Below are 25,542 nucleotides of genomic sequence, written 5' to 3'. Positions count from 1 at the left end.
TAAAACAAAAACTTATTTAAATGATCGCCATTACTAATTGATGTAGTTGTTGCTTTGCATCTGCAACATCCTGTTCTAGATCGTGTTGCCATAACCAGTCAAAACGATGTTCAAGATGTTCACCAATTTCGGCAAATGTGGGGTACTGATTCGAATAGCACTCATAAATTTCGCCAGACTCACGAGAAGTTTGCTGAACACGACAAGCACGTTTTAAACGGAGCTTTTCATAAACTGAAGACACATCAGTTAACTGATCTGTTTGTAAGTTTTTTGTCGACAATAAGGCAGCAAGGATTAATGCATCTTCAAGACCTTGCCCTGCCCCTGCTCCTTGGTGAGGTAACATGGCATGTGCAGCGTCACCCATGACAATGACATGACCAGAGGTACTTTGATAAGTCGAAAGTTCTTCAATTTCATGTAAGGCCCAAATGGTGGGCTGTTCAATTAAACCGAGTAATGTCTGGCAGCTTTCACTCCAGTCTGAAAAATCGGAAAGCATTTGAGCTGTATCGACAGGCTTAGTCCACGGTGTATCGGCTGGTAACATCGTATCTTCACGGTTTGAACAGAAAGCAACGATATTAATTTGCTCCCCCTTACGAATAGGGAACGTTAAAATATGTTTTTCTTTGCCCAATAACATTTGCGGAATATCTGCTAACTCTGTATCGCCATTTATTTGCTGCAAAGCTTCTTTAAATGTAGCGTGAGAAATAATGCCACGATATGCCCAAGTTCCTGAAAAACGTGGATGAACTGATGGTAAATCGTGAGTAGCTAAAACATATTGGCGAGCCACAGAGCGGATACCATCAGCCCCGATTAAATAATCACATGCATGCTGACTGCCATCATTAAAGTGCAAAATCACCTGATCATTTTGTTCTTCAATCGCCTCAAGGCGTTTAGAAAAGTGAACATTTTGCGTAGGCATGTGAGGAATAATGGCATCAAGGAAGTCAGCACGATGAACAGATGACTGCCCTACACCTGTCGCGATAGATGCAGATAAATATTCATCGGTATAGCCATTGCGCCATTGAAACCAAACATCTTGAAAGGGTGGCGATACCTTATCTGCAATTGCGTGATATTCGTTGGCTAAACCTAGCAGTTCAATCGCTTTGACTGCATTGGCACCAAAAGAAATCCCAGCCCCAATTTCAGAAAACTGAGGTGCTGATTCAAACATCTGGACATCTAAATGAGCGTATTTACTTAAATTACTTGCTAAAGCCAGACCAGCAATACCACCACCAACCACGGCAACTCGAATATGTGTATTCATGTGTTTGTTCCTTAAACATCATTATCGTTTTCACATATTCATTTTTGAGAAGTTAGCTTATAAAGTCCAATTAGTATTTTTTTTGTTCAATTATTTAAAAATTAAATAACGCCCTTCTTTCATAAGAAAGTTATGTTAGAAATCGATTGTAATCCTCTTACTTTTTATATTAATGGTAAAAATGACTTCATCCTCTATCAGTTAATATTCACTAATTTTCCATTTACTCCAAGTATTTATTTAAATAGATTTTTTATTTCCAAGGAATTGCTCTCAAGAAGAATAATCAATTAAACAAATAACGATTTTCGCTGCTTAGCTCGCAGTATTTACGATTAGCCCGTTATATCTGCTACCCTACCTCTTTTACATTCCTACTTTTCACTATGCTCAGTTTATTTGTTTACGGGACTCTAGGGCCCAACCGTCCCAATGCCCATATCATGGAAAATATTGGTGGTATGTGGGCAGAAGCACATGTATTTGGCACACTCAAACAACAAGGCTGGGGAGCTGAACTCGGCTTTCCGGGCATTGTGCTCGATCAAACAGATCAAAAGGTATCTGGCTTTGTCTTTTTCTCAGATAACCTAGAACAACACTGGCAAGCACTGGATGAATTCGAAGGTACAGGTTATCAACGTGTCCCTGTTAAAGCACACTTAAACACAGGTGAAGTGATTGATTCCTTTGTCTATGCACTCAATACTTAAGCTGAAATTGGCGAAAATTCGACAATCAAATTAAATTTATCTGATTGCTCATTTTTTCGCTTGTTTTTTTAATTAGATTCTGTAGAATTCTCGCCACGTTGCCGGCATAGCTCAGTTGGTAGAGCAACTGACTTGTAATCAGTAGGTCCACAGTTCGAATCCGTGTGCCGGCACCATTTCTCGCTTTACTCTCGTTTTTTCCCCATCATTTTTTCAAAATGCGAAATATCCGGATTTAATAAATCCCATTCATTTGCATGGCTCACAAAACATTCTGCTTGCGGTTGATACAAATTTGGATCATCCAATGTTCCTGCACGGATTGAAATCATCTCAGGCACGAGTTCTGGTAGGCCAAACATTTGCGAACCACAGTTTGGGCAAAATGCACGGCGGATCGGCTTGCCTGATAAACCCAAAGACTCAAAATATTTTAATTCACCTTCGATTTTAAGTTCAGATTGGTGAAAGAAGGCAATCGGTGCATAAGCACTGCCTGTGGCTTTTTGACAATCACGACAATGGCAATTAAAACGATAACGTGGCGCAACTTCCGCCTGATAGCTCACTGCCCCACACAGGCATGAACCTTTATATTCATTTGGCATCTTGTTCTCACTTTTTTACTGCACTGATTTGAATATAACGTACTAATCCATCTTGGTAGAGTTTTCGGCACAACTTGGCAGTCATATTTATTTTGAGTTGAGCCAAATCAAATGCTGATTTTTCAATTTTTCGTGTTTCGATATATTCCGCAAAACCATTCAACACCGGCTCAGAAAAATCCTGAATTTGAATATCAGTAAAACCATGCTGCGCTAAAGTCTGCCCCAGCTGCTGCTGATCCATCACATGCTGCCAATTCACATCGGCACTTTTTAACAGATAGCGATATTTTTGTTTTTGTAGAACAGAACACTGCTGCCAATTATCCGACCACATCAGGGTGTGAAACGCGATCCGACCTTTTGAATTCAAAACTGCAGATGCTGAATTGAGAAATGAATTCAAATCACTGTGATAAGCCGCATCTATACACAGCACCACATCAAATGAATTCAAAAGTTGCAGTGCTTTTAAATTCAAAAAAGAGCCACAATGAATTTGAACCTGCGGTAATTGTTTTTGAATTCGTTTGACACAATCAGGCTGCAACTCAACTGCACTGAGTTGTTGAATCTGATAATGCTGGGTCCAGTGCAACAAACTGGCACCTTGTCCACAGCCTAGATCTAAAACATGATCTGTGGATTTCAGTTGAATCGATTGCGCAATTTGATCGGCCAGACTTTGGCAGGCCTGTGGATAATGATCATGTTGGCCTTGCCAAAAACCTAAATTACTCCAAGCAAGCCATGCATCATCACCGAGTCTTTTAGCATCAATCGCATATTTATGCCCTATGACTTTCTCGATCAGCGCTTGCTTGAAGGTGGCCATGCTTAATAACCGAGTTCAGGTGCAACTTTGACTTTTGGTTTTAATCCAACAAATGGAACGGCTGCACCTAAGATTTCAGAAATATGCATCGCAGAGGTCACAGCAGATTCTAAGATCGGCAAACCATCACACGACCATGAACCGCAATAGAATACTTTACGGTTTAAATCCAAATGACGTTGCTGAATTTGTTTATTCAGAGCGACCGTTTCTGAGTCAACCACCGCACGGGTGAGTTTGACTTTAGAAATGATTTTCTTCGGATCGATATCAATCACCGGACACCACGTCTGGAACACGGCATTTTTACCCACCAAGCTTGGTTCAATCGCATTGATCCACACGGTAAATTGCTGACGGGTAAATTTACGATCCATCATATAGCTCAATACTGCCCAATCTTTACGGCGTTGTGGCATCACAATTGGATCGGTATGAATCACCAAATCGCCCTGTTCAAAGCGGAATTTTTTCAGTAAGGCAATATCATCGGCAAATTGCGGCTGCTTGAGAAAATCTTCAATCACTGGGGTTGGTGTCGCAATCACCACACGGTCAAATAATTGGCTTTCACCCTGTGCATTTTCCACCAAAACTTTTTCGCCCTGCTCTTCAACTTTTTGAACAGGCGAACCACTATGAATTTCAATGCCTTCAATCAAGCGATTGACCAGTGCAGGCGTTCCACCTTTCATTCGTAATAAGGCTTCACCTTCCGTCAACTGACGAATAAATTCCAATAAAGGTTTGGCTGGCCATTCACCAATGGTTTTAGGATGGCAAGTACAAATGGTATACAGCACTGGCATTACTGTGCCATGCCAAAACACTTCCTCAATATGATATTGATTCATGAATTCAGCTAGTGTGATGTCTTGATTATCCGATTTAAAGAATTGATGTACCGCAGTCTTCAGTTGCAACATGCCTTTGACCAAGCGCCAGCCATATTGCTGAATGCCTTTGCGGTTATTAATAATCGGGAAATTGCCGATACGGCTACGTGAAGTGGTGAGCCATGTATCTGTTTTATCTTCAAACAACCAACTGCAAGCCATAAAAGTACGGACAGGGAAAGTTTCTATGCCCAAGTAGCTTGCCAAACTTAAAGTATTTTGCCAAAGCTTTGGATTCATTACGCGTAGTGGGGCATCAATAATACCACCATCAAAATCAATACTATGACTATCCATGCCTCGCCCTGCGAGTGCTTCGAATATAGTTACCTTATGCCCTGCATCATGTAGGATTCTGGCTGAGGCAAGTCCTGCCATTCCACTGCCAATAATTGCAATATCCAAAATTATGTCCCATCAGTTGATGATTTTTCTTGATTATGACCGATAGTTAAGCGAAACGCGGTATTAAAAAATACCAGATTGAAGGCTTCTGCCAGACTTTTGTCGTAATATCGTTGTTGGATTCTTGTTACATTTTATCACAAATTGCGTTTGTATCTTAACATAATGAAAAAATTAGACTTATTACATTTTAGGACATAAAAACATACAGAACATTCTATATTTTTTCATTTTCAGCGCTTTATAGCCTTTGCAAAGCCCAATATTAGTGCTATTTTTATTAAACAATAACGAGAACAAAGTCACATAACAAGCTGAATAATTATAAGTGACATAATATTAAAAAAATCAATAGAGGACCCTTACAGCGAAAGCCTATCACTTTAACGGAGTGATAGGCTTTCTTATATAAGCAACTGATTTAAATTGCAATTAAGCTTGCATTGAACCAAATTTACCGCTATTGAAATCACGAACAGCCTCAACGATTTCCGCTTTGCTATTCATGACAAAAGGTCCATAACCTTCAATCGGTTCATTCAGTGGCTGACCAGTCAAAATCAGGAATTTACTGTCCTGTTCGGCCTTGATGCTAAAGTCAATTTCTTCACGGCTCAGCACCACCAAACTCGGTGCTTCTATGCTTTGGTTCTCATTTAAGACCACCTGACCAGAGAGCAATACCAACAATGCGGTATGGCCTTCGGTCGCATAAAAGCTATGTTCCTGATCTTTTACAATCGTACCATCCCAGACATTGACTGGACTAAAGGTAGTTGCTGCACCTGCGGTGTCTTGGTATTGACCTGCAATCACTCGCATCTCACTACCCGCATCATCCAATTTAATGTGCTGAATTTGATCGGCTTCAATGGCTTGATATTTTGCTGGCGTCATTTTGGAATGCGCTGGCAAATTAACCCACAACTGAACCATTTCAAACAAACCACCTTCATGGGCAAACTCAGGCGAATGGAACTCTTGATGCAAGATACCACCACCTGCAGTCATCCATTGCACATCACCAGCTTTGATGGTTCCACCACCGCCACTTGAGTCTTTATGCGTCACTTCACCTTGATAAGCAATGGTCACGGTCTCAAAGCCACGATGTGGATGCGAACCGACTCCATGTTGTGCTGTGGTTGGATCAAAACGGTATGGTGCAGCATAGTCCAACAAGAGGAATGGGCTGAGGCTTTGGCCTAAACGGTCATAGGAAAACAAGTTATACACTGGGAAACCATCACCGACCCAGTGCATGTGTTTATTTTGATACACACCCAGAATTCTTTTCATTTGGTTTCTCCTATAGAGTAGAAGTTCTGTTCTTGGGATCTATTTTACGCCTCAAGCAGGTGTGCTTATAGCCTCAGAATGGCAACACATTATTCTACATATAGGACAATTGAAAATTAAAAAGTGAATCAATCCCTAAACCTTATCAATCATCCTATTTTTGATATTGTTTATCTCATTTTTTGCGCTTCATCTACATGAAAAATTTAACTAGCATAATTTCAAGCACTACGGAAATTCACTTTCTTTTCCGTATTCTTTTTACAAAAACACGAGGATACAACAATGGCTAAAGATTATATTCGCCTAGACAAAGACAACGCAGCCGTACTTTTGGTCGACCACCAAGCTGGCCTCCTTTCATTGGTTCGGGATATTGATCCAGACAAATTTAAAAACAATGTTTTGGCATTGGCAGATGCCGCAAAATACTTCAACTTACCTACAATTCTCACCACCAGCTTTGAAAATGGCCCAAATGGTCCACTGGTTCCTGAACTGAAAGAACTGTTCCCAGATGCCCCTTATATTGCTCGTCCAGGCCAAATCAATGCGTGGGACAATGAAGACTTTGTTAAAGCGGTCAAAGCTACAGGTAAAAAACAATTGATTATTGCCGGTGTGGTCACGGAAGTCTGTGTCGCATTCCCAGCCTTATCTGCACTGGCAGAAGACTTTGAAGTATTTGTGATTACCGATGCGTCAGGTACCTTTAATGCGCTCACTCGCGATGCGGCGTGGGATCGTATGTCACAAGCAGGTGCACAACTGATGACCTGGTTTGGTATGGCCTGTGAACTGCACCGTGATTGGCGCAATGATATCGAAGGCTTAGGTGCTTTATTCTCGAATCATATTCCTGATTATCGCAACTTGATGACCAGTTATTTCACCAACACTGCAGAAAAATAAACCGTCATATCAAGATTAGCAGGGGTCTGTTGATATTTCCGCCATGTCTTGCGTTATCAGCTAAAACGACATAAACAAGGCATGAAATGCAGGTAATGGTCTTCCCCTTACCAAGTTTCATAACGCAGTTTAGGGAAGTTTTAGCTATAACCCTACGGGACAGAGACACTTTTTGCCGCTACTGTGTTATGCCTTATTCATTTAGAATAACTAAATCTCATAAGGCATGCCTTGTATCGTCTAAAAAATGTCTTCTGTCGCAAGCATCTGTGAAATGTCAACAGCCCCCTAGTTAATGCTATTCTAATCTTGTCATATTTATCGGATTCGCTTTGCCTTGATCAACTCATTTGATGACTTTCATTATTTCTATTTGGTGGTGAAACACGGCGGATTTAGTGCGGCTAGCGAAGCTGAGAATATCAGTAAATCCAAACTTAGCCGTCGCATCATTGAACTTGAACATAAATTTAATGTCAGCCTGATCCAACGCACCACCCGTCATTTTAAAGTCACGGATTTAGGTCAAGAGTTTTATGAAGAATGCTGCAAAGTGATTGCACAAGTCGAATGTGCCGAGAATGTCCTGCTCAAGCAGAAAAATGAACCACAAGGTATGGTCAAAATCAGCTGCCCACCGTTAATGATGCATTTCCAAATTCGGAAATTACTCAATCAGTTTTTAAAAGCCTATCCCAAAGTTGAAATCTCTTTAGAATTGACCAGCCGTCGTGTCGATGTGCTACATGATGATATTGATATCGCGATCCGTACCAGTTTTGAACCGAATCAAGATTCCAGTCTCATTGTCCGCGATGTGATTCGAACCGAGCATTGTCTGGTGGCGGCACCAGAATTACTACAAGACAGAACCATTCAGCATTATTCAGAATTACAGCACTATCCGAGCGTGGCCTTGGGTATTCAAAAACATCAATATTATTGGCATTTATGTCATGTCCACAGTGATGAAAGCGTGGATGTACCTTATCAACCGCGGGTCAAAAGCAATGATTTGGCTGGGGTTTATTATGCGGTCCATGATGGTTTAGGCATTGCAGATCTACCTTATCTCACGGTGCAAGCAGATATCCAAAAAGGTAAACTCATTCACTTATTACCCGAATGGAAGTCCAATCGGGGCACCGTACAGTTAGTCTATGCCTCGCGCAAAGGTCAACGCTTGGTGGTGGAAAAGCTGATCGAGACCCTGATGGAAGGCCTGAGAGAGTTGGCAAAAACTGACAGTGGTTATTCTTTATAGTGCAGTATTAGTAAAGCACCGAATTGTGCTGTTTCACTTTGGCAAATTTTTGCACCAGAAAATCGATCAATAATTTCATTGATGGCAACAATCCACGTCTAGAGGTATAGACCAAGTGAATCAGCTCGGGTTTAGGCTGCCATTCAGGCAATACATGAATCAAACGCCCTTGTTTAATGTCTTCAGCCACCAGCAACTCTGGTAATTTTGACACGCCCAAACCTTGCAGCGTGGCTTCTCTGAGTGCGGTTAAATCCGTGGTGGTGAGACGCGGATGGCACTGGACTTTTTGTTCTTGCTGATCCTTTGAAAATAATTGCCAATAATATTCAGGCGCAAAGGATTCCATCATGAGCACGGGAAATTGGATCAGTTGTTGCGGCTCGCTAATTGAATAAAACTGATGTAATAGGTCTGGACTTGCAACAATAAACTGCCGTGCCAAAGCCAACTCGCGCACAATTAAATCGCTGTCCGGCAAAGGTAAAGGACGAATCCGCACAGCCAAATCAAATCGTTCATTAATTAAATCCACACGGCGATTGGTCGCTTCGACATGCAGACTGATTTTCGGATACAGCCGTAAAAACTCATTCAACATTTGACTGATATTGATATGCAACAAATTGGTCGGGCAAGACAGCTTGATCAATCCACGCGGCTCGGCCGTTAAAAATTCGATTGCTTCTTCGGCAGCTTCAGCTTCAATCAACATGGCCTTGCAATGCTGATAATAGATTTTACCCACCTCGGTAATCGACACCTGTCGGGTGGTTCGATTGATCAGCTTCACCCCGAGTCGATCTTCCAATTCGGCAATACGACGGCTCAGTAAAGACTTGGTCACCATTAATTCTTGGCTGGCTGCTGAAAAGCCACCACTATCGATCACTTTCACAAAAAAATATAAGTCATTTAAATCTTTCATGTTATTTGCTCGACCCGTCAATGATAACCATAATTGTTCTTTTGACATGACAATATATCCTATTTCAGATATTTTTCAGCCATCGTCCTGTCTATATTATCAATTATACCCCCTAAGACAAGATGAGGATACAACAATGACAATGCCAGCAAACTTCAATGGTCAAGCACCTGTTATCGATGTCAATGATGCCGTGATGTTATTGATTGACCACCAAAGTGGTTTATTCCAAACCGTCGGCGATATGCCAATGCCTGAATTACGTCAACGCGCAGCAGCCTTGGCTAAGATTGCCAGTTTAGCCAACATTCCTGTGATTACCACCGCGTCTGTACCACAAGGCCCCAATGGCCCTTTAATTCCAGAAATCCATGCCAATGCACCTCATGCCCAATATGTGCCACGTAAAGGTGAAATCAATGCATGGCATAACCAAGACTTTGTCAATGCAGTTAAAGCGACAGGCCGAAACACCCTGATTATTGCAGGAACCATTACCAGCGTGTGTATGGCCTTCCCAGCCATCAGTGCTGTTGCGGAAGGCTATAAAGTCTTTGCCGTGATTGATGCTTCTGGAACCTATAGCAAAATGGCAGAAGAAATTACCCTAGCCCGTGTGGTGCAAGCCGGTGTGGTCCCGATGGATACCGCAGCAGTGGCATCAGAAATCCAGCGCACGTGGAACCGTGACGATGCATTGGAATGGGCGCAGATCTATACCCAGATTTTCCCAGCTTATCAGCTTCTGATTGAAAGCTATAGTAAAGCCCAAGAAGTGGTGACCAACCACGAAACCTTGGACTCTGCACGATAAAAAATTTCCCCAACAAAAAAGGCATAAAACTCAGTTTTATGCCTTTTTTATGTCTGTTACTTCGATCTAAAACGGTAAATCATCGTCTAAATCAGCAGGTGCTGCCGCAGCTGGTTGTGGTGCTGCTTTTGGTGTATTAAAACCATTACCTGCTTGAGGGCTACCTGCATAATTGCCACCAGCTTGACCATAACCACCTTGGTTGTTGTTATTGTTATAACCAGTATTTTGGTAACCACCACCTTGGTTATTATTGTTGTTAAAACGTGGTTGGTTAAAGTCGCCACCGCTCTGCTCGCCTTGTTGACGGCTATCCAGCATCTGCATTTGATCGCCACGAATTTCAGTGCTGTAACGCTCTTGACCATTTTGGTCTGTCCATTGACGAGTACGTAATGAACCTTCGATATATACTTTTGAACCTTTACGGAGATACTGTTGTGCAATTTCACCTAAACGGTTGTGCAACACGATACGGTGCCATTCTGTTTGCTCTTTACGCTCACCCGTACTTTTATCCATCCACGATTCACTGGTTGCAATCGAGAATTGAGTTAATGATCCACCATTTGGAAAGGTTTTAGTTTCTGGATCTTTACCTAAAGTACCTACTAAAATAACTTTATTCACACCACGCATTAGCTGTCTTCATCCTATATATTTCTATGTTTTACTTTATAAGAGTTATGATTAAATGGCTACCTCTTTGCCAATCAAGTGCGTTAAATCTTGTCGCCCAGCATCATCAATGCACTGTTTATCGACTTTAATATACGCAACTTGCTGTTCTGGCATCACCACGACTTCTTCAATACCACGAATCGCCAACAGTTTTGAAGTCCATTCATCTGTTTGTATTGCCTGAGGTAAAGGCAACACAATAGAAGACAAATATCTCGGCTGAGCCAGACCAAAACTAATCAGCAGCCATATTATAGCAATCCCCGTCAGCACACTCCACCCGAGTGCAGTATTCTGTAACATCAAAAGCTGCCCACCCAAGGTCCCGCCAAAGAAGGCACCCAAGAACTGGCTACTGGCATTGACGCCCATCGCAGTGGCTTTGGATTGGATCGGAGCTGCTTTGGATAACCAAGAGGGTAATAATGCTTCCATGACATTGAAGGCGACAAAGAATAAACCGAGTCCTGCCAGCAATACATATTTAGACTCATAACCAAAGATTAGAATCAGCAAACCGCCGATAAGCCCTGCAATCGCAGTAAGAAAAATACCGCGCATTTTGCGATATTTTTCCGCAATGATAATGCTTGGGAAGGCAAAAAACAGGCTGATTACCAATAATGGTAAATAGACTAAGCCATGCTTTGCTAAAGGAATTCCTGCATATTCGATCAGCTGTGAAGGCACATAAATAAACATCGCAGTCAACAATAAATGCAGTGCAAAGACCGAGACATGCAGACGATTTAACTCGCCCATTTGGATGACTTGCTTGAGCTGATTCAGATAACCTTGCTGATAGTTGCGATGGTGTCGCGTAACTTTAGGGACCAGCAAGAGCATTGCAATCGCAGCCAAGCCCATAATCGTGGTCACAAAAAATAAGCCCGAAATGCCGACTAAACTGGTCAGCCACGGCCCTAAACTAAAGGCCACCACAAAAGATAAACCAATACTCATGCCCATTACAGCCATGGCCTTGGTTCGCTGTTCTTCACGGGTGACATCGGCCAGTAATGCCATCACCACCGCAGATACCGCACCTGCGCCTGCAATCGCACGACCAATAATCACGCCATAAATCGTGTCGGATAAACCTGCGATTGCACCACCAATTGCAAATAACAATAAGCCCAAAACAACCAAAGGCTTACGGCTAAAGCGATCGGCCAATAAGCTAAACGGAATCTGTAAAATTGCTTGGGTTAAGCCATATACCCCAACCGCAAGACCAATTAAGGTAGGTGTGGCATATTGATAGGATTGTCCTGCGACTGAAAACACAGGAATAATCATGAACAAGCCCAACATGCGCAAGGCAAAAATGCTACTTAAGGCAAAGGTTGAACGACGTTCTAAAGCATTCATTGTTGATAAGACACTATAACTGGCTCAGCGAATTATAAGCCATTCGCCTACAAAGGTTGTAAGTTAGATCATGAAAAACACAATCTTTCTGCAGAGAAAAAATAAAGGAGCGATGTTCGCTCCTTTATTTACACTAGCTGATCAAGCTGAAAACAAGCTTAAGAGGCTTGTTGTTCTCGCTTGCTATACTGAATCGAAGCCAACACCGCCCATACAATAAAGGCTACACCGATCAACCCCGTAACCACTTCAGGTACATGTAAGCCTGTACCGCTGGCAATCATAATAAATGCCAGTGCACCAATCGCATAATGTGCACCATGCTCTAAGTAGATATACGCATCCAAAGTGCCTTTTTCCACCAGATAAATGGTCATTGAACGGACAAAGATCGCACCAATTGCTAGACCCAGCATGATGATCACCACATCACTGGTAATCGCAAATGCACCGATCACACCATCAAAACTGAACGATGCATCTAGCACTTCAAGGTAGAGGAAACCACCAAAACCAGCTTTTACCACCCCCGAAGCTGCACCACTTGAGTCATGGCCAATAGCATTGCCATTTTCATCAATCTCAGGCTCACCACCCAATAAATGACTCAAGACCTGTACCCCGATATACACCACGATGCCCCAGATTCCGGCCATGGTCACAGCCAAACGAGCAGACTCATCGACATTCGCCGCCATGATGATCATCGCGATCAAGGCCAAGAATACCGACATGGCAGGCACGTTAGCCAAATGGGCTAATTTTGCTTCCAACCATTTAAACCAATGGGTTTCTTTACCATCGTCAAAGAAGAAGTTTAAGAACACCATCAACAAGAAGGTACCCCCAAAGGCTGAAATTTCAGCATGATGGGCCATCAAACGCTCTGAATAAGTCTTCGGATCATTCAGAGCCATTTTAGCAACTTCAACCATGCCCATATCGGCGGTTACCGCGACAATCACCACTGGGAAGATTAAACGCATCCCAAATACGGCAATCAGGATACCCACGGTCAAGAAGATCATTTTCCAAAAATGATCCCAACCACGCAGCACTGAGGCATTCACCACCGCATTATCGAAAGAAAGAGACACTTCCATCACCGCTAAAATGGCAGTAATGGTCAGTGCTTTTAGCATGGTGGCAACACCCGCTTCAGGGCCATGCGTATAGCCCCAGTAAGCCGAAAGTGCTAAACACACAATCGTAAAAAATATTGAGAAACGGAAATGCTTCATGAGCAGCCTTTTATCCAAATGTAGAGTGATAAAAATGTGCTTATTGTAGGCGAGTTTTGCCCCAAAAAGAGAAAAGATTGTTGGACTTGTTTGGCAAAAAAACCATCCAGACCAGACTCTGCTATAGTACGAACAGATTTATTTTCGTGTTTTAAACAGGTTCAAATCCATGACGTTTTCTCAAGAAGTTTGGCAACGTAATCAAGATTTATATCAAAAAATATTAGCGCTTCCGTTTAATCAAGAACTTGCAGCGGGCACACTCGATCGTTCAGCCTTTTGTCATTATGTGATTCAAGATGCACATTACTTATTGGCCTATGGACGTGCCCTTGCTGTGGCTGCCGCAAAAGCTTATGAAGCTGATGATGTGATTCAATTTTCTGAAGCAGCAAAAATCGCCATTATTGTGGAACGCAGCTTGCACAGTGATTTTATGCAGGAATTTGAGATCAGCAAAACCGAGTTTGAAAGCACACCGCTGACTTTGGCCTGCCATCATTACACCTCATTCTTGACGGCAACGGCATGGTCAGAAAGCTATCCTGTGATTTTGGCGGCCTTACTGCCATGTTTCTGGATTTATGCCGAAGTGGGTAAAGATATCGTCAGTCAATCCGTTGCCAACAATCCTTACCAAGCATGGATCGATACCTATGCAGGAGAGGAATTTAATACCGCGGTACGTAATGTGATTGCGACGGTTGATAAAGTGGCAGCCCGTTGTGATGAAGATACCTTAGCCAAAATGCATGCAGCCTATAGCATGGGTGCAAAACTGGAGTGGTTGTTCTGGGACAGTGCCTATCAACAACGTCAATGGTTAGGTCTGGATCAAGCCTAAACACCTAGCACCCTGAGTCGTATTTTATCCAGACATAAAAAAGCCCCAATTAAGGGGCTTAGTCGTATATCGTATCGTCCGATATACTGTATGAGGCTCATCTCAAACTGAGTGCATTAAAGCATAAATCAGTTTAAATGCCTACTTTTATTGCTGGGTTAAAAAACATTCACCACGATTAAAGCAATCAATGCAGGTACAGCCTGAATATAAATAATCTTTTTACTCGCGGTGAGCCCACCGTAGATCCCGGCAATCAAGACACAACCTAAAAAGAAATTGGCAATCGCAATGGCATATGTTACAGGTGCTAGTAATGACCAAAAGAGGCCTGCTGCAAGGAAACCATTATACAACCCCTGATTTTGTGCCAACACTTTGGTCAGTTGTGCTTTTTCCAGACTATTGCCAAAGGCCTTTAAACCATAGGGCTTGTCCCATAAAAACATTTCCAGCACCAAAATATAAACATGCAATACTGCAATTAGCCCGATCAATACTTGTCCCAACATGCGATTTTTTCCTTTTTATTGTGTTTGAATTTAATTGGATCAGTCGCAAAACTGACCCCGTATTTTTACAATGATGGTGTTAACAACACTTTACCTTGACGCGCGCCTTGAGTTGCTTTCAATGCCGCCGTTTCAATCTGATCGAAACTAAAAATGCCTTCAACAGGTAAAATCAGTTTTTTCTGCGTCGCAAGTGTCAGTAGTTCTACAAACAAAGCCTTTTTACGCTCTGCTGGCATTTCTTTATTGACCACACTGGCCCAGAAACCCTTAACCGTGGCTTGTTTAAAAATCAGATCACCCGATGAGATCTGCATAGTCTCGCCAGTCATACTACCAAACGAAACCAATAGACTATTTTCACTGAGTAAATTCAACATTTCCCCGCTGGCACTGCCACCAATTGAATCCACCCCAGCAATTAATGGCTGATCCGCATGAATCGCTTTTACTTGTCGTTTCCAATCTGGCTTATCCGTCGCAACCACATGCTGAATCCCCAAGGCCTGCATTTCCGCAATCGCATCGCTACGACGAACCAAATTAATCACTTGTAGTCCACGTGCTTGAGCAATCATGGCAACCGTTTTCCCTACCGCACCATTAGCCGTATTTTGAATCAGCCATTGACCTGCTTGTACATTAACAAAATCGAGCAACATCAAAGCACTGATCGGCATCCCAATTAGCTGTGCTGCGGTCTGATCATCAATCGCATCATTTAAAGGGATGATACTTGCTGCTGGTGCGATAAAATATTCTGCCCAACTGCCATGTACCCCTGCGACCGCAACGCGCTGTCCTAATTTACTTGCATCGACACCGTCACCCACTGCATCGACAATACCCACCGCTTCACTGCCACCAATCGCAGGCAAGGTTGGCTTATAACCATAGCTACCACGTACGGTCCAAACATCATGATTATGCATAGGAGACATGATGGTTTTAATACGAACTTCACCTGCTTTCGGCTCAGGCTGAGGCATATCACCCAACTGCAACACATCGACGGGTTCACCAAAACTGTGATGGATAATACTTTGCATGTTTTATTCCTTAATCGGCTGGAGCAGTTGTTGAGTGGTTTCTAAAGCTAAATGTAGTGGTGCTTTGTCTTGAGCCAACTTGGTCATCAAGGCGGCACCCAGCCACAGTTGATACATCACTTGGGCCGTTTTGAGTGGGTCAAGATGGGTAGGAATCGAGCCTTGTTGTTGCCCTTCTTGTAATAACAACGCCACACGTTGTGTTAATCGATGCACACCGAGGTTGAGAATTTGGCGCATGTCTTCAGATAAATCTGAAACCTCTGCGGCCAATTTCACAATCAAACAATTCTCTGCCCAACTACCATGAACAGGGTCATCAATCCACGCCTGCCATAACGCCATCAAACGCGCATAAGCACTTTGTTCGGTCTGCTGCCAAAGCTGCTCGACACGGATTTTATAATCCGCCATGTATTGTTCCAGTAAGGCACAACCAAATGCCTCTTTAGAAGCAAAATAATGGTAGAACGACCCTTTCGGGACATCACAGGCTTTGAGAATCTCTTGCAAGCCAACACCAACAAAACCTTTACGTAATACCAATTCAAAGCTGGTATCCAAAATATGTTGTCGCGTGGCTTCACTTTTATTTGATCGTTTCATCGTCACACTATAAATCAATATTAGACCAGTCGTCTAGTAAATTATGTATTTTAATAAGTGATCAATTTTTACATGGTAATCTGAGGCATTGAATGCTAAAAATACTAGGCGCTTAGCGTGCGATAAATGTGAACCAGTTCATTAACCGTCACAATTTGTCGTTTTAATTATTTTTATACCACTTGAACGATTTTAAATCGCTATCATATACACGTTTTCATATTCAGCTTATTGAGATGTATTTATGAGTCAAAGTCATATCCGTATTCGAGGCGCACGTACCCATAATTTAAAAAATGTGTCACTCGATATTCCACGTGACAAGTTTGTGGTGATTACGGGACTTTCTGGCTCTGGTAAATCATCATTGGCCTTTGATACCTTGTATGCCGAAGGTCAACGTCGCTATGTCGAATCGCTTTCGGCTTATGCGCGCCAATTCCTGTCACAAATGGAAAAACCAGAAGTCGATTCGATTGAAGGTTTATCGCCTGCAATTGCGATTGAGCAAAAGTCGACTAGTCATAACCCACGTTCAACCGTCGGTACCATTACTGAAATTTACGACTATTTACGTTTGCTCTATGCCCGTGTCGGTACACCTTACTGCCCTGAACATGATCTGCCGATGGTGGCACAAACCATTTCAGAAATGGTCGATGCAGTAAAAAGCCTTGAAGAAGGTACAGCCCTGATGTTGCTCGCTCCTGTGGTACGTGAGCGTAAGGGTGAATACACCCAACTGTTTGAACAGCTGCAAGGTCAAGGCTTTGTGCGTGCGCGTGTCGATGGTGAAATCATTGATATCGATACTCCACCTGAGCTGGACAAGAAGAAAAAACATACCATTGAAGTGGTGGTGGATCGATTTAAAGTACGTGATGATCTCGGTAACCGTATTGCAGAATCGTTTGAGACCGCATTACGTCTAGGTGGTGATATTGCGGTGTTATCGTGGATGAACGGCGAGCATCCCGAGCGTGTCTTCTCAGCAAAACATTCTTGCCCTGAGTGCGATCGTGCCGTGGCTGAACTTGAACCACGTCTGTTCTCATTCAACAACCCATTCGGTGCCTGCCCTGTCTGCGATGGTTTAGGAACGCGTAGCCATTTCAGTGCTGATAAACTGATTCCAAATCCTGAAGTTTCAATCAGCCAAGGTGCAATTCGCGGCTGGGACAGACAGCGCCCGTATTACTACACCATGCTGCAAAAAGTGGCTGATCATTTCAATATTGACCTCGATCAACCGTGGAACACATTAGATAAAGACACCCAGAAAAAATTCTTACAAGGCTCAGGCAAAGAGAAAATCGATCTGAGCTATATCGATGAACGTGGTCGTAAACACAGCCGTGTGCAAGCCTTTGAAGGGATTTTGCCGCATTTGGAACGCCGCTACCGCGAAACTGAATCGAATTATGTACGTGATGATTTAGCGCAATACTTATCCAATGCAGCATGTGATGCCTGTGGTGGGTCACGTCTGAATGAAATTTCTCGCCATGTGCGGGTCAAAGACAAAACCATTGCCCAAATCACTAAGATGTCAATTGGCGATGCGGAAAACTATTATCAAGACCTGAACCTCGAAGGCGCCAAAGGTGAAATCGCCGATAAAATCTTTAAAGAGATTCGTGAGCGTTTACACTTCTTGGTCAGTGTTGGTCTGAACTATCTCAGCTTGGCACGTTCAGCTGAAACCCTTTCAGGGGGTGAAGCACAACGTATCCGTCTGGCCTCACAAATCGGTGCAGGCCTCATGGGCGTGATGTACGTACTGGATGAACCATCGATTGGTCTACATCAACGTGATAATGATCGCTTATTACAAACCCTAATTCGCCTACGCGATTTGGGTAATACCGTGCTTGTGGTTGAGCATGATGAAGATGCGATTCGTGCTGCTGACCATATTATTGATATCGGACCAGGTGCGGGTATTCATGGCGGTGCCGTGATTGCTGAAGGTACTTATGATGAGTTGGCCAATCATCCTGACTCTCTCACAGGTCAATATCTGTCTGGTAAATTGAAGATTGAAGTACCAAAACAACGTACTCAATCGCCACGTCCAGATGAAGTCATCAAGTTGTCTGGTGCAAGCGGGCATAACTTGCAGAATGTGGATTTGACCATTCCATTAGGCATCATGACCTGTGTCACAGGGGTTTCAGGTTCAGGTAAATCAACGCTGATTAACCGTACCTTATTACCTTTGGCTGCGACTCAGCTGAATGGTGCAACCACGCTGACTGCGGAAAAGTTTGATTCGATTGATGGCTTACAACATTTGGATAAAGTGGTCGATATTGACCAAAGTCCAATTGGGCGTACCCCTCGTTCAAACCCTGCAACTTATACGGGTTTATTCACGCCGATTCGTGAATTATTTGCGCAAACGCCTGAAGCCAAAGCGCGTGGTTATAGCGCAGGTCGTTTCTCGTTTAACGTGAAAGGTGGGCGTTGTGAAGCCTGTGAAGGCGACGGTATGATCAAGGTCGCGATGCACTTCCTACCTGATATGTATGTGCCATGCGATGCCTGTCATGGCAAGCGTTATAACCGCGAAACCTTAGAAGTCGGTTATAAAGGCAAAAACATTTCTGATGTACTGGAAATGACGGTGGAAGATGCCGCGGAATTCTTTAGTGCTATTCCTGTGATTCATCGTCGTTTAGATACTTTGACCCAAGTCGGGCTTGGCTATATCCGTTTAGGACAAGCAGCGACAACCCTTTCAGGTGGTGAAGCACAACGGGTGAAGCTGGCACGTGAGTTGGCAAAACGTGATACAGGTCGAACCTTATATATCTTGGATGAACCGACCACAGGTCTGCATTTCCATGATATTGCCAAGTTACTCGACATTTTGTATGAGCTGCGCAATAAGGGCAATACCATCGTAGTGATTGAGCATAATCTGGATGTGATCAAAACAGCCGATTGGGTGATTGATCTAGGCCCTGAAGGCGGTTCGGGTGGTGGTCAAATCATTGCCGAAGGAACCCCTGAGCAAGTGGTGAAATCTAAAATTTCACATACAGCGAAGTTCTTAAAACCTTTGTTGAAGTGATCCTTCTTATAAAGGATTAGCATTTTCGAGCAGGATTAAGTACACAAACTTAATCCTGTTTTTGATTCAATATTTCAAGATACCTAAAGCAAAATAAGCATCACACCTTTCGCACAAGCGTTAAGTCTCTACAATATTCTTCCCTTTTGCCTTCGCTTTGAGCAGTGATTGATCGGCTTTTTCTAATAACTCTAACCAGCTATTTGCCCCAATCGCAACACCAATACTGACCGAAACATGAATCGACTCAGCTACATTCGGGATCACAATCCTTTCCTTTAAAATAGCCGAACGAATACTCTCTGCCACCACTTTGGCAGCGGTCATCTGAATATTCTCGATCACCACCAAGAACTCATCACCGCCATAACGCACAATTAAGTCAGATGCACGAACATTATGTTTCAGTTGATCAGCAATCATGCTAATCACCTGATCACCGACAATATGCCCATACTGATCATTTACAAACTTAAAATTATCAATATCAATCGCAATCACACAAGTCTGAGACAAAGCCTCAGGCTTGGATTCCAGAAGCTGAATATATTCATCTAAAGCCAACCGGTTTGCGACCCCCGTTAATACATCAGAATTTGCAATCTGCTTGAGTTGCAACTCCATAGCATCGCGCTGTTTTAACATCCCTTTTAATTTATCAATCGCTTCAAACAACGAGAAAAACTCTTCCTTATTATTTTTACCTGAAGGAAGTTCATCTGAAGTTCCAGATAAGCGCAAAATCATATCACGGGCATGGATCAGTGGACTAAACACCTTGCGCTTGGCATAAATCATGGTGAAAATTGCAATCAATAAAGACAGACTCGAAATAATTAAAGTAAAAATAAACTGCCGCTTTGCGAATTTATTTTCATTCACTGCAACTTGGATGCTGTAATCCAGAATATAGTTTTGCAAGTCCATGACTGGCGTAAATTTCCCCACCATTCGTTCTGTCAATTGTGTCCCTGACAGAAAGTAGGCTTTATTATTTTTACTTTCATCCAATAAGCGCGCAATAATCGGTAATCCTTTATCTAAAAACTCCGTTTTAACACGACGATATAAGTCTACATATTCAAGCGTCTTCGACTGTTCAGGCTGGATCGTATCAATTAACTCCCACAGATAGATCGCTTGATGTTGTGTCTGTAATGAGCGTGCTCGATTTTCATCCGAAATTTTTTCCCCAAATGTCACCGGTGCCATAACATTAGATGCAACTCTACCAGCCTGATCACGCATATCGGTGAGCACCAAAATTGAGGTGAAATAATTCGACATCTTGCTGTTTTTGCTATTGGAACGAACCAATAACCACGTTAAGAACTCACGGCTTTCATCCCAGACACTAAACATGGATAAAATCGCATGATCATATTGCTTGGATGTTCGCTCGGCATGTGGCGTGCTGGCATAAGCATCAACAATGGCGCGTGCTGCAGCCAATTTAACTTTTAAATCAGTTTCCAGTTCATAAGCAATCAGCCTAAACCCGTTTTGTTTTAAGACCTCAATGCTGTTATCAATTTCTGCATCAACAATCTTGCGATACTCGAATAACTCTTTTTGATTTTCCAATAACACATTCGGTTCGCTCGACATCACCTTATTGGAAGGTGCACGTTCTCTGGAAATTTTATTGGCTGTTTTAACTAATGTGCGAAGGCAGGTAATTTCATTGAGTGTTTGTTCTGATTTTATATATTCTTGATAACTATTAATAATTAAAGGGATGGAGAGATAAAAAATCGAAAAGATAATGACTATCATGCAGAAAAAGAGACGACGACTAATCTGCTCAGAACGTAATTTCGAGCTTTTTAATTCACGCCCCATTCATACACCTTGTACTTTTCAAAAACGATCTCAATTGATTTTTAAACAGAACTTAATTTTACCTGAATTATAAAACCCACTACCACGCTTAAACCGAGGTTTTTGGTTACATTAATCGCGACTGACTTTATTAAATCGTTATTTCAGTCCCGCAATTACTTTTCAAAATTGATTATGAGAATGATTTTTATTTAATTAAATTAATCTAAGTATTTTATATCATTAAAATAAATATTTTTAAATCTAGACCAAGGTTCAATAGAGAATCGGAAATCAAAGCAGTTTTTTCTGAATGACCTTATCTAAAATGATCTTAGAATTAATACTCATAATGCCTTTAATCTTATTCAATTTATTAATAATGAATTGTGAAAACGCATTCAGGTCTTTGGTCGCCACATGCAGCACATAATTCGATTCGCCTGTAATCACATAGGCATTCACGACCTCTTCAAAGTCCTCAATCTGCTTTAAGAAAAAATTATGATCACTTTCAGTAAGTTGAATCAATTTTATTTCAACTATGGCCTCAATTTTAATACCTAATTTTTCATAATTGAGCCTAGCTTGGTACTTCTCAATAATGCCATTGCTTTCCAAAAGCTTGACCCGTCGATGACAAGCAGAGGGTGAAAGATTCACCAGATCGGCCAATTCCTGATTACTCAGGCGTGCATCGTTCTGCAAGAAATTTAGAATTTTAAGATCAATCGCATCAATATTCATATTCGGAAATTATTCTAATAATTTAAATATTATTGAAATCATATCCTAATTTTCAACTTTATCTACTGGTTTTATCGGATAAAAAACAAAAATTGCAGTGATAAAATTTAACAGTGGAATTCAATAAACATAGGGATGTAATTCAATATGGTGACACAAGAACAATGCCTTTATTGGGATAAACAAGACGAGCTCAACGCATTTAAAAATGAATTTGCCTTGCCTAACAATGTGATTTATCTAGACGGTAACTCTTTAGGTGCAAGACCGAAGCAATCTTTAAATTATGCGCAGCATATTATTCAACAAGAATGGGGTGAAGATCTCATTAACAGTTGGAATAAAGCAGATTGGTGGGGCTTACCGACCCGTTTAGGCGATAAAGTCGGACAACTGATCGGGGCCAATGCTGGCGAAACCGTGATTTCTGATTCGACCACCTTAAATTTATTTAAAGTGTTATCCGCTGCAGTCAAAATTCAGGCCGAGAAACATCCACAACGTAAAATCATTGTCGCGGAAAAAGACGCTTTCCCCACCGATATTTATATTATCGAAGGCTTTATTGACTTGATCAATCAAGGCTATCAGGTCGAATTGATTGATGGCCCCGCAGGTTTAAGCGAAATTTTAACGACTGATGTCGCTGTTGTGGTGCTGTCTCATGTCAATTATCGCACTGGTTATTTCTATGATATGGCCGCGATTAATCAGCAAATCCATGCCAGTAATGCCTTAATCATCTGGGATTTATGCCACTCTGTTGGCGCTGTACCGATGGATCTCAATCAAACGGACAGTGATTTTGCCATTGGCTGTACCTATAAATATCTCAACGGTGGTCCTGGCTCGCCTGCATTACTCTGGGTCAATCCCAAACATCGGGATCAATTCTGGCAACCACTTTCTGGCTGGTGGGGACATCAAAAACCCTTCGCCATGGCTCAGCATTATCAGCCAGCCAACAATATCCGCCGTTATCTGTGTGGTACTCAGCCGATTATTTCCATGAGTCTGATCGAATGCGGGGTGGATATTTTCCTGCAAGCCAACATGCAGAAAATTCGTGAGAAATCGCTTAAATTAACCGACCTATTTATTGCGTTGGTTGATCAGGAATGTGCCGAGTATGGTTTTGAGCTGATCACCCCGAAAGCACATCAATATCGCGGCAGCCATGTCAGCTATCAACATCCACATGGCTATGAAATTATTCAGGCACTGATCGCCCGTGGCGTGATCGGAGACTATCGTGAACCTGAAGTTTTACGCTTTGGCATTACCCCACTCTATCTGGGATTTGAAGATATCTGGCATGCGGTGCAACATCTCAAAGCCATCATGCAGCATCAGGAATGGAACAATGAAAGCTACCTGGTACGGGGTGAAGTGACCTAAGTCGTCACTTTCGGATTGAGCTGATGGCTAGGAGAGGCCGATGAATAATTTTGATAAGATTCAAGCACGTGAAGCAGGACTACATAAAAAATTATCCGCCAAGCAGATGGCAATGATTGCAATTGGTGGTGCGATTGGAACGGGCCTGTTTATGGGGAGCAAATTTGCGATTAGCTTTGCTGGCCCTGCTGTCATTTTGAGTTATGCCATTGGCGGGCTGATTGCCTTTGCACTGATGGCATGTCTCGCCGAAATGACAGTGCAACACCCAACTTCAGGCTCATTTGGGGCTTATGCTGAACATTATATCAGCCCCTTGGCGGGTTTCTTGGTGCGCTACAGTTATTGGGCCTGTATCGTACTGGCGGTTGGTACTGAGATCACCGCCGTCGCAGACTACATGAAAATGTGGTTTCCCGATCTGCCCGCATGGATCTGGATCGTGTTTTTTTCAGGTACATTGCTTGCAGTGAATGCTTATAGCGTCAAGGCATTTGGACTGGTGGAATACTGGTTCTCCACCATTAAAATTTTTGCGATTATCGTGTTTATTCTGTTGGCAATCGGTATTCTGACTCAAAACACGCAGCAAAGTCACCATGTTGTGAGTAATCTGACTGGACACGGTGGCTTCTTTCCCAATGGATTCAGTGGCGTCTGGATTGGGGTGATTATTTCAATTTTTAGCTATTTAAGTATTGAAATGATTGCCGTCGCTGCAGGTGAAGCCTCGAACCCAGAAAAAGCGGTTAAATACGCCTTTAAAAGTACCGCACTGCGTCTAATTTTATTCTATTTACTGTCCCTGTCTTTAATCGTGGCACTGGTTCCATGGACAGAACTGATTGGCAAAGAGGCCAGCAGCCCCTTTGTGACCGTGATGAAAATTGTCGGGATTCCATATGCAGATAGCATTCTCAATTTCATCGTGATTGTTGCCGCCCTCTCTGCCATGAATAGCATGCTGTATATTTCAACCCGAATGCTATTTAGCTTGTCACGGGCAGGCGATGCACCTCAAATCTTCGGTAAAATCCGTCCCAATGGCGTGCCCATCAATGCGCTGTTTTTATCCGCGATGGGGATTGCTGTTGCCAGCGTGGTGTATACCATCAATCCGGAATCGGCTTTCCCCATCATGATTGCCTTATCCATGTTCGGCGCATTATTTACTTGGGGCAGCATCTTTGTGACCCATATCTGTTTTAGACGGCATATTGTGAAAAATGGCATTGGATTAAAATACAAAATTCCAGCCAGTCAGTTCATTTCACTGTTTGGTTTATTCAGTATTCTGAGCATTACCCTCACCACCTGGGTTACTGCCGAATTTAAATCTACGCTACAGTTTGGCATTCCCTTCATTGCGCTGTTAATCATTTTTTATATGCTAAAACGCAGCTCGGCAAAGCTCGATTTAAGCACAAACACCGAAGCTTCTGAGTAAACACACCATGAAGCTTTATGATAATTCTCGAACGGTTGCAAATGAGCAGGCTATTCTGATGGAGTTTCAACAGCGTAGTCGGTTGAGCTATCAGCAACACCCCTGTATTCAGGATATTGCCTATGCTGAGACGGCTCGATCCTGCTTAGATCTCTTTCCTTTAGCGCAGGCACACAAAACCGTCGTGTTTGTGCATGGCGGCTATTGGCAATGGTGCAATAAATCCGATTTTGCCTTTATCGCCACGGATGTTGTTGCCAACAATATGCAGTGTGTCTTGCTTGAATATGACTTGGCCCCGCAACGCAGCATCGGCGAAATCGTCAAGCAAATCCAACAAGCACTTGATTTTATCCAACAACAAGCATGGAGCACTCAAGACATCATACTGGTTGGGCATTCTGCAGGAGCTCATTTATCTGCATTAATGCTCAAGCATCCGGCTGTAACTGAAGCCGTTTTATTGAGTGGCATTTATGATCTCATGCCCATTCAACAGACCCATTTAAATACAGCATTGAATCTCTCGGAACACGAGATTCGACAATATAGTCCCATCCTTGTCGAGACCGCTGTCCAAAAGCCCTATGCCATTTTCTGTGGCGCACAAGAGCTCGATGAGTTGATCGGGCAAAGTCAGTCGTATTTTCATCAAAGGAAAGCCATCGACCCAGACTTTGTCTCCTTCCAACTACTTAATAACACGCATCATTACAACATCTTAGATGAATATTTTCATCGGAGATTAACTACTCATACTTAAATCTATACATGGACGTAT

Annotated in this window: 23 protein-coding genes and 1 tRNA gene; 10 read left to right on the top strand and 14 right to left on the bottom strand. The window is 42.5% G+C overall.

All coding sequences use genetic code 11. The features are described 5' to 3' along the window. Nucleotides 1-16: 16 nt before the first annotated feature. Nucleotides 17-1,294: a salicylate 1-monooxygenase gene (gene salA, locus F885_RS08590; protein ID WP_005317461.1), complete on the bottom strand. Its 1,278-nt coding sequence runs from the start codon at nt 1,292-1,294 to the stop codon at nt 17-19. A 386-nt stretch (nt 1,295-1,680) separates the two neighbouring features. Between salA and F885_RS08595 the strand changes: the two genes are divergently transcribed. Both F885_RS08595 and F885_RS08600 read left to right on the top strand, forming a co-directional pair. Then, a complete protein-coding gene (locus F885_RS08595) occupies nt 1,681-2,007 on the top strand; it encodes a gamma-glutamylcyclotransferase family protein (protein WP_005317459.1) in 327 nt (108 codons plus the stop codon). A gap of 100 nt (nt 2,008-2,107) precedes the next feature. Beyond that, nucleotides 2,108-2,183: transfer RNA gene (locus F885_RS08600), tRNA-Thr, on the top strand. Between the two features lie 9 nt (nt 2,184-2,192). Here F885_RS08600 and F885_RS08605 read toward each other — a convergent pair. The 4 genes from F885_RS08605 to F885_RS08620 form a co-directional block, all read right to left on the bottom strand. Next, nucleotides 2,193-2,615, bottom strand: a complete 423-nt coding sequence (locus F885_RS08605; protein ID WP_005317455.1) for a GFA family protein — start codon at nt 2,613-2,615, stop codon at nt 2,193-2,195. A 7-nt stretch (nt 2,616-2,622) separates the two neighbouring features. Beyond that, entirely contained in the window at nt 2,623-3,450 is an 828-nt protein-coding gene (locus F885_RS08610) for an SAM-dependent methyltransferase (RefSeq protein ID WP_005317452.1), read from the bottom strand. 2 nt (nt 3,451-3,452) lie between these two features. Next, the gene (locus tag F885_RS08615) at nt 3,453-4,751 is read right to left on the bottom strand and encodes an FAD-dependent oxidoreductase (protein ID WP_004803715.1); all 1,299 of its coding nucleotides are present in this window, start codon (nt 4,749-4,751) and stop codon (nt 3,453-3,455) included. A gap of 432 nt (nt 4,752-5,183) precedes the next feature. Continuing rightward, entirely contained in the window at nt 5,184-6,050 is an 867-nt protein-coding gene (locus F885_RS08620) for a pirin family protein (RefSeq protein ID WP_005317449.1), read from the bottom strand. 285 nt (nt 6,051-6,335) lie between these two features. On the opposite strand from F885_RS08620, the gene ycaC reads away from it, so the two are divergent. Both ycaC and F885_RS08630 read left to right on the top strand, forming a co-directional pair. Continuing rightward, nucleotides 6,336-6,962 carry an isochorismate family cysteine hydrolase YcaC gene (ycaC, locus tag F885_RS08625; protein ID WP_004657244.1) on the top strand — a complete coding sequence of 209 codons (627 nt, stop codon included), beginning with the start codon at nt 6,336-6,338 and terminating at the stop codon, nt 6,960-6,962. A gap of 337 nt (nt 6,963-7,299) precedes the next feature. After that, nucleotides 7,300-8,226, top strand: a complete 927-nt coding sequence (locus tag F885_RS08630) for a LysR substrate-binding domain-containing protein (RefSeq protein ID WP_004803710.1) — start codon at nt 7,300-7,302, stop codon at nt 8,224-8,226. Between the two features lie 7 nt (nt 8,227-8,233). Here the strand turns inward: F885_RS08630 and F885_RS08635 are convergent, their stop codons facing one another. Continuing rightward, on the bottom strand, nt 8,234-9,154 hold the full coding sequence (locus F885_RS08635) for a LysR substrate-binding domain-containing protein (RefSeq protein ID WP_032859490.1): 921 nt from the start codon (nt 9,152-9,154) through the stop codon (nt 8,234-8,236). 136 nt (nt 9,155-9,290) lie between these two features. On the opposite strand from F885_RS08635, the gene F885_RS08640 reads away from it, so the two are divergent. Beyond that, on the top strand, nt 9,291-9,968 hold the full coding sequence (locus F885_RS08640) for a hydrolase (protein WP_005317441.1): 678 nt from the start codon (nt 9,291-9,293) through the stop codon (nt 9,966-9,968). A gap of 66 nt (nt 9,969-10,034) precedes the next feature. Here the strand turns inward: F885_RS08640 and ssb are convergent, their stop codons facing one another. From ssb to F885_RS08655, 3 genes are all read right to left on the bottom strand, one after another. Then, nucleotides 10,035-10,607: a single-stranded DNA-binding protein gene (gene ssb, locus F885_RS08645; RefSeq protein ID WP_005317438.1), complete on the bottom strand. Its 573-nt coding sequence runs from the start codon at nt 10,605-10,607 to the stop codon at nt 10,035-10,037. Nucleotides 10,608-10,658: 51 nt separating this feature from the next. Further along, nucleotides 10,659-12,020, bottom strand: coding sequence for an MFS transporter (locus F885_RS08650; protein WP_005317435.1), 1,362 nt, complete (start codon nt 12,018-12,020; stop codon nt 10,659-10,661). A 158-nt stretch (nt 12,021-12,178) separates the two neighbouring features. Further along, on the bottom strand, nt 12,179-13,261 hold the full coding sequence (locus F885_RS08655; RefSeq protein WP_004657231.1) for a DUF475 domain-containing protein: 1,083 nt from the start codon (nt 13,259-13,261) through the stop codon (nt 12,179-12,181). Nucleotides 13,262-13,430: 169 nt separating this feature from the next. Between F885_RS08655 and tenA the strand changes: the two genes are divergently transcribed. Next, entirely contained in the window at nt 13,431-14,105 is a 675-nt protein-coding gene (gene tenA, locus F885_RS08660) for a thiaminase II (RefSeq protein WP_005201544.1), read from the top strand. Between the two features lie 158 nt (nt 14,106-14,263). On the opposite strand, the gene F885_RS08665 is transcribed toward tenA, so the two are convergent. The 3 genes from F885_RS08665 to F885_RS08675 form a co-directional block, all read right to left on the bottom strand. Next, nucleotides 14,264-14,617 carry a DUF1304 domain-containing protein gene (locus F885_RS08665; RefSeq protein ID WP_005317432.1) on the bottom strand — a complete coding sequence of 118 codons (354 nt, stop codon included), beginning with the start codon at nt 14,615-14,617 and terminating at the stop codon, nt 14,264-14,266. Nucleotides 14,618-14,682: 65 nt separating this feature from the next. Continuing rightward, nucleotides 14,683-15,666 (bottom strand): zinc-binding dehydrogenase, encoded by a 984-nt coding sequence (locus F885_RS08670; protein ID WP_005317429.1) that lies wholly within the window; start codon nt 15,664-15,666, stop codon nt 14,683-14,685. A gap of 3 nt (nt 15,667-15,669) precedes the next feature. Then, entirely contained in the window at nt 15,670-16,272 is a 603-nt protein-coding gene (locus F885_RS08675; RefSeq protein ID WP_004803684.1) for a TetR/AcrR family transcriptional regulator, read from the bottom strand. Between the two features lie 244 nt (nt 16,273-16,516). On the opposite strand from F885_RS08675, the gene uvrA reads away from it, so the two are divergent. Then, entirely contained in the window at nt 16,517-19,348 is a 2,832-nt protein-coding gene (uvrA, locus tag F885_RS08680) for an excinuclease ABC subunit UvrA (RefSeq protein ID WP_005201547.1), read from the top strand. 120 nt (nt 19,349-19,468) lie between these two features. On the opposite strand, the gene F885_RS08685 is transcribed toward uvrA, so the two are convergent. Next, nucleotides 19,469-21,190, bottom strand: a complete 1,722-nt coding sequence (locus F885_RS08685; RefSeq protein WP_005317425.1) for a GGDEF domain-containing protein — start codon at nt 21,188-21,190, stop codon at nt 19,469-19,471. A gap of 273 nt (nt 21,191-21,463) precedes the next feature. Further along, nucleotides 21,464-21,916: an Lrp/AsnC family transcriptional regulator GigD gene (gene gigD, locus F885_RS08690; protein WP_004657217.1), complete on the bottom strand. Its 453-nt coding sequence runs from the start codon at nt 21,914-21,916 to the stop codon at nt 21,464-21,466. Nucleotides 21,917-22,063: 147 nt separating this feature from the next. On the opposite strand from gigD, the gene kynU reads away from it, so the two are divergent. The 3 genes from kynU to F885_RS08705 are packed head-to-tail and all read left to right on the top strand — an operon-like array spanning nt 22,064 to nt 25,524. Then, nucleotides 22,064-23,314: a kynureninase gene (kynU, locus tag F885_RS08695; protein WP_005317421.1), complete on the top strand. Its 1,251-nt coding sequence runs from the start codon at nt 22,064-22,066 to the stop codon at nt 23,312-23,314. A 40-nt stretch (nt 23,315-23,354) separates the two neighbouring features. Then, entirely contained in the window at nt 23,355-24,761 is a 1,407-nt protein-coding gene (locus F885_RS08700) for an amino acid permease (protein ID WP_005317419.1), read from the top strand. 7 nt (nt 24,762-24,768) lie between these two features. Further along, nucleotides 24,769-25,524, top strand: a complete 756-nt coding sequence (locus tag F885_RS08705; protein ID WP_005317417.1) for an alpha/beta hydrolase — start codon at nt 24,769-24,771, stop codon at nt 25,522-25,524. Nucleotides 25,525-25,542: the final 18 nt, after the last annotated feature.

Origin of the sequence: Acinetobacter higginsii (assembly GCF_000369845.1) — a bacterium.
In the GTDB taxonomy this organism is placed as follows: Bacteria; Pseudomonadota; Gammaproteobacteria; order Pseudomonadales; family Moraxellaceae; genus Acinetobacter; species Acinetobacter higginsii.
This window is presented reverse-complemented; position numbering and strand designations above follow the sequence as displayed.

What these genes read in the sequence shown, in the direction of transcription:
- salA (WP_005317461.1), bottom strand. Translation starts at nt 1,294, where the DNA reads ATGAATACACATATTCGAGTTGCCGTGGTTGGTGGTGGTATTGCTGGT.
- F885_RS08595 (WP_005317459.1), top strand. Translation starts at nt 1,681, where the DNA reads ATGCTCAGTTTATTTGTTTACGGGACTCTAGGGCCCAACCGTCCCAAT.
- F885_RS08605 (WP_005317455.1), bottom strand. Translation starts at nt 2,615, where the DNA reads ATGCCAAATGAATATAAAGGTTCATGCCTGTGTGGGGCAGTGAGCTAT.
- F885_RS08610 (WP_005317452.1), bottom strand. Translation starts at nt 3,450, where the DNA reads ATGGCCACCTTCAAGCAAGCGCTGATCGAGAAAGTCATAGGGCATAAA.
- F885_RS08620 (WP_005317449.1), bottom strand. Translation starts at nt 6,050, where the DNA reads ATGAAAAGAATTCTGGGTGTGTATCAAAATAAACACATGCACTGGGTC.
- ycaC (WP_004657244.1), top strand. Translation starts at nt 6,336, where the DNA reads ATGGCTAAAGATTATATTCGCCTAGACAAAGACAACGCAGCCGTACTT.
- F885_RS08635 (WP_032859490.1), bottom strand. Translation starts at nt 9,154, where the DNA reads ATGAAAGATTTAAATGACTTATATTTTTTTGTGAAAGTGATCGATAGT.
- F885_RS08640 (WP_005317441.1), top strand. Translation starts at nt 9,291, where the DNA reads ATGACAATGCCAGCAAACTTCAATGGTCAAGCACCTGTTATCGATGTC.
- ssb (WP_005317438.1), bottom strand. Translation starts at nt 10,607, where the DNA reads ATGCGTGGTGTGAATAAAGTTATTTTAGTAGGTACTTTAGGTAAAGAT.
- F885_RS08650 (WP_005317435.1), bottom strand. Translation starts at nt 12,020, where the DNA reads ATGAATGCTTTAGAACGTCGTTCAACCTTTGCCTTAAGTAGCATTTTT.
- F885_RS08655 (WP_004657231.1), bottom strand. Translation starts at nt 13,261, where the DNA reads ATGAAGCATTTCCGTTTCTCAATATTTTTTACGATTGTGTGTTTAGCA.
- tenA (WP_005201544.1), top strand. Translation starts at nt 13,431, where the DNA reads ATGACGTTTTCTCAAGAAGTTTGGCAACGTAATCAAGATTTATATCAA.
- F885_RS08665 (WP_005317432.1), bottom strand. Translation starts at nt 14,617, where the DNA reads ATGTTGGGACAAGTATTGATCGGGCTAATTGCAGTATTGCATGTTTAT.
- F885_RS08670 (WP_005317429.1), bottom strand. Translation starts at nt 15,666, where the DNA reads ATGCAAAGTATTATCCATCACAGTTTTGGTGAACCCGTCGATGTGTTG.
- F885_RS08675 (WP_004803684.1), bottom strand. Translation starts at nt 16,272, where the DNA reads ATGAAACGATCAAATAAAAGTGAAGCCACGCGACAACATATTTTGGAT.
- uvrA (WP_005201547.1), top strand. Translation starts at nt 16,517, where the DNA reads ATGAGTCAAAGTCATATCCGTATTCGAGGCGCACGTACCCATAATTTA.
- F885_RS08685 (WP_005317425.1), bottom strand. Translation starts at nt 21,190, where the DNA reads ATGGGGCGTGAATTAAAAAGCTCGAAATTACGTTCTGAGCAGATTAGT.
- gigD (WP_004657217.1), bottom strand. Translation starts at nt 21,916, where the DNA reads ATGAATATTGATGCGATTGATCTTAAAATTCTAAATTTCTTGCAGAAC.
- kynU (WP_005317421.1), top strand. Translation starts at nt 22,064, where the DNA reads ATGGTGACACAAGAACAATGCCTTTATTGGGATAAACAAGACGAGCTC.
- F885_RS08700 (WP_005317419.1), top strand. Translation starts at nt 23,355, where the DNA reads ATGAATAATTTTGATAAGATTCAAGCACGTGAAGCAGGACTACATAAA.
- F885_RS08705 (WP_005317417.1), top strand. Translation starts at nt 24,769, where the DNA reads ATGAAGCTTTATGATAATTCTCGAACGGTTGCAAATGAGCAGGCTATT.